The sequence below is a fragment of the Massilia sp. CCM 8734 genome, assembly GCF_011682155.1.
Taxonomy (GTDB): domain Bacteria; phylum Pseudomonadota; class Gammaproteobacteria; order Burkholderiales; family Burkholderiaceae_D; genus Telluria_A; species Telluria_A rubra.
Genome location: NZ_WHJI01000083.1, coordinates 1 through 8,305, shown reverse-complemented (window position 1 = coordinate 8,305; position 8,305 = coordinate 1). Strand labels below are relative to the sequence as shown.

Here is an 8,305-nt window from a genome sequence, read left to right as displayed (position 1 = left end):
AAAGAGAAGGCGACTGGGCGTATCGACTTGATCGTCGCTGCCGTGATGGCAATCGGCATCATGCAAACAGCAAAACCTATTAAGGGTGGCTCCCTCGACGACTACCTTTCGGAACAATAAACATGAAATTATTCAGCAAGGCGGCAGCGGCCGGTGGCCTGGCGTTGAAAAGCGTGTACTTCTCGATCCGAGATGCCGTCGCCTATCGCGGCCTGCGCGACCCGAACAAGGACATCACGATCAACCACGGCGACGTGCGCAACGGTACGCCTGGCGTGAACGCGGCGCTGCAACTGTCGGTGGTCTGGTCCTGCGTGCGCCTGATCGCTGAGACGATCGCCACGCTGCCGCTGATTACGTACGAGCGCAAGGTGGTCAATGGGCGTGAAATCCGCGTGGTGGCGCGCGAGCACCCGCTGTACTACCTGCTGCACGACTCGCCGAACGCCGACATGACGGCGGTGGAATTCTGGGAGGCAGTCGTATCGCAAATTTGCCTGTGGGGGAATGCGTACTGCCTGAAAAGCTACGGCGCTGCCGGCCGCATCGTGGCGCTGGACCCGCTTGACCCGGCCCTGATGACGGTCCGCCGCAGCCTGGACGGCGCAGTGAGCTACCGCTACGCCGACCCGCGCGGCGAGCGGGAATACACCGAGGGCGAAATCTGGCACATCAAGGGGTTCGGCACGGATGGCCTGATGGGCATTTCGCCGATTACGGCCGGCTGGCGGTCGATGTGCGGCGCCACGGCGGCCGAAACCGCATCAGCCAACACATTTGGCAAGGGTATGCGTTTGTCCGGCGTGCTCACGATGAAGGAATATCTCGACCCTGCCCAGCGCGAGCAGGCGAAGGGCAAGGTCATGGGAGCGGTGTTTGGCGACGACCGTACCGGCAACATGATGTTGCTGGAAGGCGCTACCGAGTTCACGCAACTGTCCATGCACCCGGCCGACGCGCAGATGTTGGAGACGCGCTCGTTCAGCGTCGAGGACCTGTGCCGCTGGTTCGGCATGCCGCCGTCGATGATCGGTCACGGCACCGCCGTATCGAACTGGGGCACCGGCCGCGAGCAGATCAACCAGAATTTTATCGACTACGTGCTGCGCGCGTACATGAAACGCATTGAGCAGGGGATCGCCAAGTCGCTGCTGAAACCTGCCGAGCGCACGCGCTTCTTCTCCGAATACAGCGTAGAGGGTCTGCTGCGCGGCGACAGCGCATCACGCGCCGCCCTCTACAGCACGATGACGCAAAACGGCATCTACACGCGGAACTTCTGCCGCTCGCTGGAAAACTTGGAGCCACTGCCCGGCGGCGACGAGCTGACCGTGCAAAGCAACCTGATCCCGCTCTCGCTGCTGGGAAAAATCACCAACACCGCCCAGGCGGCCAAGTCGGCCGTTCTGTCCTGGCTTGGAATCAAGGAAAACGACGATGCAAATCCTCCACAAATCGATTGATCTGGAGCTGAAAAGCTTGACCGACAAGGGCAGCTTTTCCGGCTACGGCTCGGTGTTCAACGTCATCGACAAGGGCGGCGACATCGTGGCGCCCGGCGCGTTCGCGGAAAGCCTGAGCAAGTGGCAGAAGTCGGGCCGCACGGTGCCGGTGCTGTGGCAACACCAGCCGGATCAGCCGATCGGCGCCTGGGAGGCTCTGAAAGAGGACGACCACGGCCTGCTGGGCGAGGCGTCGCTGTGGCTCGACGACGCGCCGTACGCGCGCCTGGCGCACAAGGGCATGAGCACCAAGACAATCACCGGCCTGTCGATCGGCTACCGCGTCAAGGACTACAGCGTCAACAAGGACACCGGCGTCTACACGCTGCAGAAGCTCGACTTGGTGGAAATCAGCGTGGTCACCAATCCGATGAACGACGACGCGCGCGTGGCCGACGTCAAGAGCCTGATCGAGGCCGGCCGCATGCCAACCCTCCCTGAATTCGAAAAGTTCCTGTGCGATGCAGGCGGCTTCTCACGAACGCAGGCCAAAGCCATCGCCGGCAGTGGCCTGTCGAAACTGCTTACTCGGTGCGAGGCCGAGGGCGATCTTGGCGAAACGCTGGCCCTTTTGAAGGCTTTCAGCGTCCCGTAACTCCCGTTTCCCCCTCCCCTCAACAAGGCCCGCTACTCGCGGGCCTTTTTCATTCTAGGACCAAAAATGACTACCGAAATCGAAGTAAAGCAGGAACTGGCGAAAATCAACGACAGCCTGAAAGAGCACGCCGAAAAGGCCATGGCCGAAGCGAGAAAAGGCGTCGACATGTCGGCTGCTGTCAAGCAAGTGGTTGACGAACTGCTGATCAAGTACGCCGACACGGCTGCTCAGGTTGTCGACCTCGAGCAAAAGGCCGCGCGTCGCCAGACCGAGCACCCACAGGGCGCCAAGTCGCTGGGCCAGCAGTTCGTCGAAAACGACTCGTTCAAAAAGGCTCATGAATCAGGAGAAATGCGCCGTAAAGGCGGCCGCTTTAGCGTTGATATCGAGGCCAAGGCGATCATCACCACCAACACCGGGGCCGGTGTGCTGGCCGACCGCCAGCCTGGCATCATCACGCAGCCGCAGCGCCGCCTGACGGTCCGTGACTTGGTTGCGCCTGGCCGCACCGCCTCCAACATGATCACCTACATGAAGGAGACGGGCTTCACCAACAACGCGGCGCTGGTAGCCGAAGGCGCGCGGAAGCCAGAATCGACCCTCACCCTGGCGCAATCCACCGCGCCGGTGGTCAAGATCGCGCACTTCATGAAGGCATCGACTGAAATTCTGGACGACTTCCCTGCGCTGCAATCGTACATCGACGAGCGCCTGACCTACGGCCTACGCTTGATCGAAGAAGGTCAGCTGCTCAAGGGATCTGGTGTCGGCAATAACCTGAACGGCATCTATACCCAGGCATCGGCCTTCGTGGCGCCTATCACCATTGCAGGCGCCACCCACATCGACACCTTGCGCCTCGCATTGCTGCAAGCGGAATTGGCCGAGTATCCGTCGGATGGTCTAGTGCTGCATCCGTCGAACTGGGCAGCCATCGAGCTGTTGAAGGACACCACCGGCCAGTACATCATCGGCAATCCGCAGGGCACGCTGTCGCCATCACTGTGGGGCCGCCCAGTCGTGACCACGCAGGCCATGTCCGTCGCCACATTCCTGGCCGGCGCCTTCCGCATGGGCGCGCAGATCTTCGACCGCCTGCTCGCCTCGGTCGCCATCGCCACCGAAAACGAAGACGACTTCGTGATGAACCTGGTCGCGATTCTGATCGAAGAGCGCCTGGCCTTGGTGGTTAACCGCCCCGAGGCGTTCGTCAAAGGCGCGTTGGCGTAATCAACCCCGCCGGCGGCGCAGCACGGTCGCCGGCTATCTGGAGAACGACATGGCAGTAACGAAAATCAAAGCGCTCGACCAGTTCTCACATGGCCGCCTGAGCATGGCCGCCGGCGACACCGACATGATCGAGCTGGTCGAGGCGCGCGAGCTGGTCAAGGCCGGCCTGATCGAGATCGCCGACGAAGCCCCGGCTATGGCGCCGGAATCGGAGCCAGCACCGGCCGCTGGCGACACCGACACGATCGAGGGCGGCCCCAAGATGGCCGACGCACCAGAAAACAAGATGGCCGATGAGCCGATGAACAAAGCCAGCAAAGCGAAGGCGAAATAATCATGCCGAAAACCATCCGCCTGCTTTCCACGTACAAGGGCATTCCGCCACAAACCATTCTGACGCTGGACGACGTGACGGCGAACGTGTTGCTGGCGGGCGGCGTCAACGCCACAACCGTGCTGACTGGCGGGATTCCCTTTGTGCCGCCGCCAGTCAGCCCTGCGAAAGTCTTGCCGGCATCGTTTGAAGTGGATGCAGCCGGAAAGGTGAGCCTGGTAGGCGCAGGCTTCCCGGTGGCTCTGCCGTCGGCCAGCACGAACCTGCGCATGCGCTTCATTGGCGATTCGCTGACCTACGGCGGTGCGCCTGGCCGCGCGCCTGGACTGTTCGATGGCCGCCCGTGGTACGGCAGCAGCACAATCACGACGCCGGCCAATCTCGGCAATGGTTCGTGGCTGGTCTACTGCATGGTCGACGGCCGCGCTGGCACCGCCGGCGGCAAAATCGAAACGGATGCACGCGGCTGGATGCGCTGGACCTACACAGGCGACCCATCGCCGGGACCATGGGTCGACGTGTCCCAGGGTGGCTGGAAATACCTCGAGAGCGGGTCGCTGGCAAACTCGGGCGTCTTGGTTGCCATTCGCGGCGCCACAGCGCCGGTACCCAACCAGAACAGCACCGTCACCACGGCCGGCCTGGCCACGATCTCAGATTACAACTTCATTGGATACGTGCCTTGGGTGGCCGGCGCGCTTGGCGACACGTTCGCCGCGTACGAGGCATTTGGCATCACCGGCGCAACCACCGCCGATATCCTGAAGTATACGCCTCAAGCGCTTGCTGGCGATGTCGAGGCGGTATGTATCCTCGCCGGCGTCAACGATGCCCCTGGTGATGCCACTACGGCGAAAGCGGCCATTGCGAACTTGATGGCGATCATCGACCTGGCGCGGGCGAAGGCGCGCCGCGTCTACGTCAATGAGATTGCGCCAAACCCGTCGGCTACAGTCGCGGTCAACCAGTGGCTGGCGCGTGTGTCCGAGTCGATCCGCGCATATTGCCGCACGCTGCGGAACGTGCGCTTTGTCAGCGCTTTCGACAAGATGGTAAGCGCAAATTCGATCGCACTTGGTGGGCCGACGGCACTCACCAACCCAGGTGGGCGCCCCGGCATGTTTAACCCGCTGGACAATCTGCACTGGATGCCGCTCGGCGCCTACACGTTCGCAAAGCCCTTGATCGCGGCGTTGCTGCAAGACTATCCGAAAGAACCATTTCGGAACAACACCGTGGGCGTGTGGGACTCCACGTTGCAGGTGGGGCCTATCAGCCTCAACCCGGCATTGCGCGGCAACGCGGGGGCGTTCGGTGGCGCCACACCCACAGCGGCGGCGAACGGCGTCACCGGCACCGTACCAGACAGCTTCACTCTGTCCCGGTCGGGCAGCACGCAGACCTGCACGACGGCCTTCGAACCCGCAGCAGACGGCGGCCTCGACTGGTGGACGACAGAAGTGATCGGCTCGACGGCGGGCGACTACCACGAGCTGTTCCAGCAGTTCAATTTGCCGCCGAATTTTGTGACGGGCGACTACTTCCAGCTTGTTCTTGAGCCGCAAATTATTAGCACCACGGGTACCGGCCTCGCAACTCTTCAAGCGCAAGCAACAAGCGGCGGGAATATTCAGTCGTCTTACATCATCCAGGCAGGTCGCGACCTGGCAGGGTTCGGCGCCGACATGCCGATCCTGCAACTGCGCAGCGAGCCACAAAAAGTGCTGCCTGGCTACACGCTCTTCACCATGCGCATCCGTATCGGCGCGCGCGTGGGCGGCGGCGGGAAAGTCGGTTGGCGCCGGTTCTCGTTTGAAAAGGTGGCCCCGCCAGCTGGTGCGCAATGACCTCGCGCCAAATCACCCCGCCGGCGGCGCTGGCGGTATCTATGGTCGACGCCCGCACAAGTGCGCGTGTGAACGGGACAGACCACGATGCGGAAATCGAGACTCGCGTGCGTGCGCTGACAGCGGAGGCCGAGCACATCACCGGGCGCTCGATCATCAACGGTACGTACGAGGTGACGGCGCCAGGCTTTACGGGCGTGATTCCGCTGCCTTCGTCCCCGCTGGTCGAGGTGGTCAGCCTGAAATACCTCGATGCCGCCGGCGCCACACAAACGCTGAGCGAAGATGCCTACGTGATCGACCGCTCAATCGAGCCGGGATTCGTCACCCTTGCTGCCGGCGCCACCTGGCCGACAACGAAGCAGAGCCCTGACGCGGTGACCCTGACCGTGGTTTGTGGCTACGGAAATGACGAAACGGCCACGCCGGCCGCGTTCAAGGGCTACATCCTGGCCAAAGTCCGCGAGTACTTCGCGCCGGCCGGCACGCCGGAATCGCCGCACCTTATCCGAGGGCTGGACTGTTTGAAGGTGCATAGCTGATGGCCGCCCCGTTCAAATGCGACGAGAAGGTGACGATCGAGCAGCTCGTTGGCGAGCTTGATCCAGTTTACGGCACCGAGGTGAAGACGTGGGTTCCGGTGCTGGTGCGCTACTGGGCCAATGTTCAGGACGTGCTGCCGAGCCGCGCGGAAACGACAAAGAACGGGCTGGGCAAGGCGGTCCAGCGCGCCAGGCTGCGCATGCAGAGCGCCCAGGCAGTGACGGCCGATATGCGGGTCGTCCTGCACAGCCGCGGCGACCGGGTAATGCAGATCATCGCCGGGCCGGCGCTACTGGACGACCGGCTTCACACTGAATTTCAACTGGAAGGATATTCAAATGGCTGACCCGAATATCACTGGCGGCCGGGAGCTGGATGAGTTCCTGCAGCAGTTCTCGGTCAAGTTTGAAAAAAACGTCCTACGTAGCGGATTACGCGCCGGCGCGAATGAGTTCAAGGAAGAAATCAAGGCCAACATACCCGTGGACAGCGGCGCACTGCGGCAAAGCGTCCGGGTCACGACAAAGGCCAAGGGCGGGCGCGTAACCGCGTCGGTCAAGATCGGCAACAAGAAGGCCTGGTACGCACGCATGGTCGAGTTCGGCACGCGCGCGCACAAGATCACGCCGCGCGGCGCCGGGGCTCTCCGGATCGCCGGCTATATCGTTGCCGACGCTGATCACCCCGGCGCGCGGCCGCGTCCGTTTGCACGCCCTGCCTTCGACGCAAGGGCAGCGCGCGCCGCAACCGCTGTCGGCGCAAAAATCCGCTCCAGGCTCACCGCCGAGGGCATTAACCTACCAGACGCAGGGTAATCATGAAAATTCTGATGACGCAGACCGTACAAGGCTCGCTCGATGGTGAGACCGTGCGTGAGCTTGAACAAGGCACCGAGTACGACACGGTCGATAGCCCGCGCGGGCTGCGCCTGGCCCAATACCACGTCAAGCAGGGCGTTGCCATCCCCGCGCCTGGGCGCGTCGCGCCGGCGCCTGATTCGAAGATCGCGGCTCGCAAGAAATGAGCGCAGTCGCCATCATGCGCGTGCTGCTGGTCGCGCATGCGCCTCTCATCGCACTGGTACCCGCCGCGCGCATTCTCGCCGGCGCCGTTCCGTCCGGCGCGTTGCCGGCCATCGGCATCACCGAAATCAGCGGAAATGAACAGGACACTGTGGCGCGCACCGGGAATAGCCTGGTCACCTCGCGCGTGCAGGTCACCGTTTACGCGGCATCCTACCCGCAGCAGAAGGCGGTGCTTAAGGCGGCGCGGCTCGGCGCCGGCGTGCACACGGGCTTGATTGCCGGCTACGCGGTTCGCAGCGTCATGCGCGATCTGGTCGGCCCGGACATGGGCGACGACACGATCCCGACGTTCGAACAAAGCCGCGACTTTATGGTGACCTACATCGAGCCGGCCTGACCAGCCAAGCAACACATGGCCGCCTCGAGCGGCATTTTTTCATCCGCAGCTTTATCAGCCCGCCCGTTTCGCAATCCAGCGAGCGGGCTTTTTTCATTGAAAGGTACTACATCATGGCAGGAATCGATTTTGACACTATCGCCGGTTCGAAACTGTATGTCTCGACCGCAGCCCCGACCGTAGCGACGGGCGCCGGCGCCGCCGCAGCTTTCGCCCTGCTCACCTGGGTCGAGGTGGGGCAGCTCACCAACATTGGCAGCGTCGAGGGACGCGAGTACTCGATGTCCTCACTGGCGACTATCGGTGATGCGCAGGACCGCGAGAAAAAAGGCTCGTTCAAACTGCCCAATGCCGAGTTCGAATGCGCTTGGGTTCCAGAAGATCCCGGCCAGATCATCATCAAGGCCGCGTCGAAGGACTACAGCGTGCCGTCGTTCAAGCTGGTCGGCCAGGACACCGACGAGATCGACTACTTCACGGCGCAGGTCGCCAAGTTCGTTCGCACTGGCGGCACCAGCAATGACGCGGTGAAGGGCAACTTCACCCTGCTGCGCCAGACCGATACCGTCAGCGTTTAACCATCACGGCCACCTGGCCATCACCAGCACCGGTCGGCAGCTGTCTCCTTCGTGGGAGCGGTTGCCGGCACGGGCATTTTTTATTACCCACGAAAAAAGGAAACACCATGAATAACCTCAAAAACTTCGCTCTCATCGCTACCGTTGCCCATCACCTGCGTGACGGCAATGACGAACCTATGTTCGCTGCTGGTCCAGACGGCAAGCCAGATGAATCGAAGCCGATGATTGCCCACATGTTTGGCCCAGGC

The 8,305-nt window shown here is 62.4% G+C and carries 11 protein-coding genes; all 11 read left to right on the top strand.

Annotation, left to right across the window (positions count from 1 at the left end; all coding sequences use genetic code 11):
- Positions 1-122: 122 nt before the first annotated feature.
- The 11 genes from F2P46_RS34930 (at position 123) to F2P46_RS34880 (ending at position 8,054) form a co-directional block, all read left to right on the top strand.
- Complete coding sequence (locus tag F2P46_RS34930; RefSeq protein ID WP_166899001.1) at positions 123-1,463, top strand: phage portal protein; 1,341 nt, start codon at positions 123-125, stop codon at positions 1,461-1,463.
- Entirely contained in the window at positions 1,438-2,097 is a 660-nt protein-coding gene (locus F2P46_RS34925; protein ID WP_166898999.1) for an HK97 family phage prohead protease, read from the top strand. Before F2P46_RS34930 ends, F2P46_RS34925 begins: the two co-directional genes overlap by 26 nt.
- 66 nt (positions 2,098-2,163) lie before the next feature.
- On the top strand, positions 2,164-3,330 hold the full coding sequence (locus F2P46_RS34920) for a phage major capsid protein (protein WP_166898997.1): 1,167 nt from the start codon (positions 2,164-2,166) through the stop codon (positions 3,328-3,330).
- Between the two features lie 49 nt (positions 3,331-3,379).
- On the top strand, positions 3,380-3,664 hold the full coding sequence (locus F2P46_RS34915) for a hypothetical protein (RefSeq protein ID WP_166898996.1): 285 nt from the start codon (positions 3,380-3,382) through the stop codon (positions 3,662-3,664).
- A gap of 2 nt (positions 3,665-3,666) precedes the next feature.
- Positions 3,667-5,511: an SGNH/GDSL hydrolase family protein gene (locus F2P46_RS34910; protein WP_166898994.1), complete on the top strand. Its 1,845-nt coding sequence runs from the start codon at positions 3,667-3,669 to the stop codon at positions 5,509-5,511.
- Positions 5,508-6,053 (top strand): hypothetical protein, encoded by a 546-nt coding sequence (locus tag F2P46_RS34905; RefSeq protein WP_166898992.1) that lies wholly within the window; start codon positions 5,508-5,510, stop codon positions 6,051-6,053. Before F2P46_RS34910 ends, F2P46_RS34905 begins: the two co-directional genes overlap by 4 nt.
- On the top strand, positions 6,053-6,400 hold the full coding sequence (locus tag F2P46_RS34900) for a head-tail adaptor protein (RefSeq protein ID WP_166898991.1): 348 nt from the start codon (positions 6,053-6,055) through the stop codon (positions 6,398-6,400). The genes F2P46_RS34905 and F2P46_RS34900 overlap by 1 nt, the downstream gene beginning before the upstream one ends.
- Positions 6,393-6,869 carry an HK97-gp10 family putative phage morphogenesis protein gene (locus tag F2P46_RS34895; protein ID WP_166898989.1) on the top strand — a complete coding sequence of 159 codons (477 nt, stop codon included), beginning with the start codon at positions 6,393-6,395 and terminating at the stop codon, positions 6,867-6,869. The genes F2P46_RS34900 and F2P46_RS34895 overlap by 8 nt, the downstream gene beginning before the upstream one ends.
- A 2-nt stretch (positions 6,870-6,871) precedes the next feature.
- On the top strand, positions 6,872-7,078 hold the full coding sequence (locus F2P46_RS34890) for a hypothetical protein (protein WP_166898988.1): 207 nt from the start codon (positions 6,872-6,874) through the stop codon (positions 7,076-7,078).
- Positions 7,075-7,476 carry a hypothetical protein gene (locus F2P46_RS34885; protein WP_166898986.1) on the top strand — a complete coding sequence of 134 codons (402 nt, stop codon included), beginning with the start codon at positions 7,075-7,077 and terminating at the stop codon, positions 7,474-7,476. The genes F2P46_RS34890 and F2P46_RS34885 overlap by 4 nt, the downstream gene beginning before the upstream one ends.
- 113 nt (positions 7,477-7,589) lie before the next feature.
- Positions 7,590-8,054 carry a hypothetical protein gene (locus F2P46_RS34880; RefSeq protein WP_166898984.1) on the top strand — a complete coding sequence of 155 codons (465 nt, stop codon included), beginning with the start codon at positions 7,590-7,592 and terminating at the stop codon, positions 8,052-8,054.
- Positions 8,055-8,305: the final 251 nt, after the last annotated feature.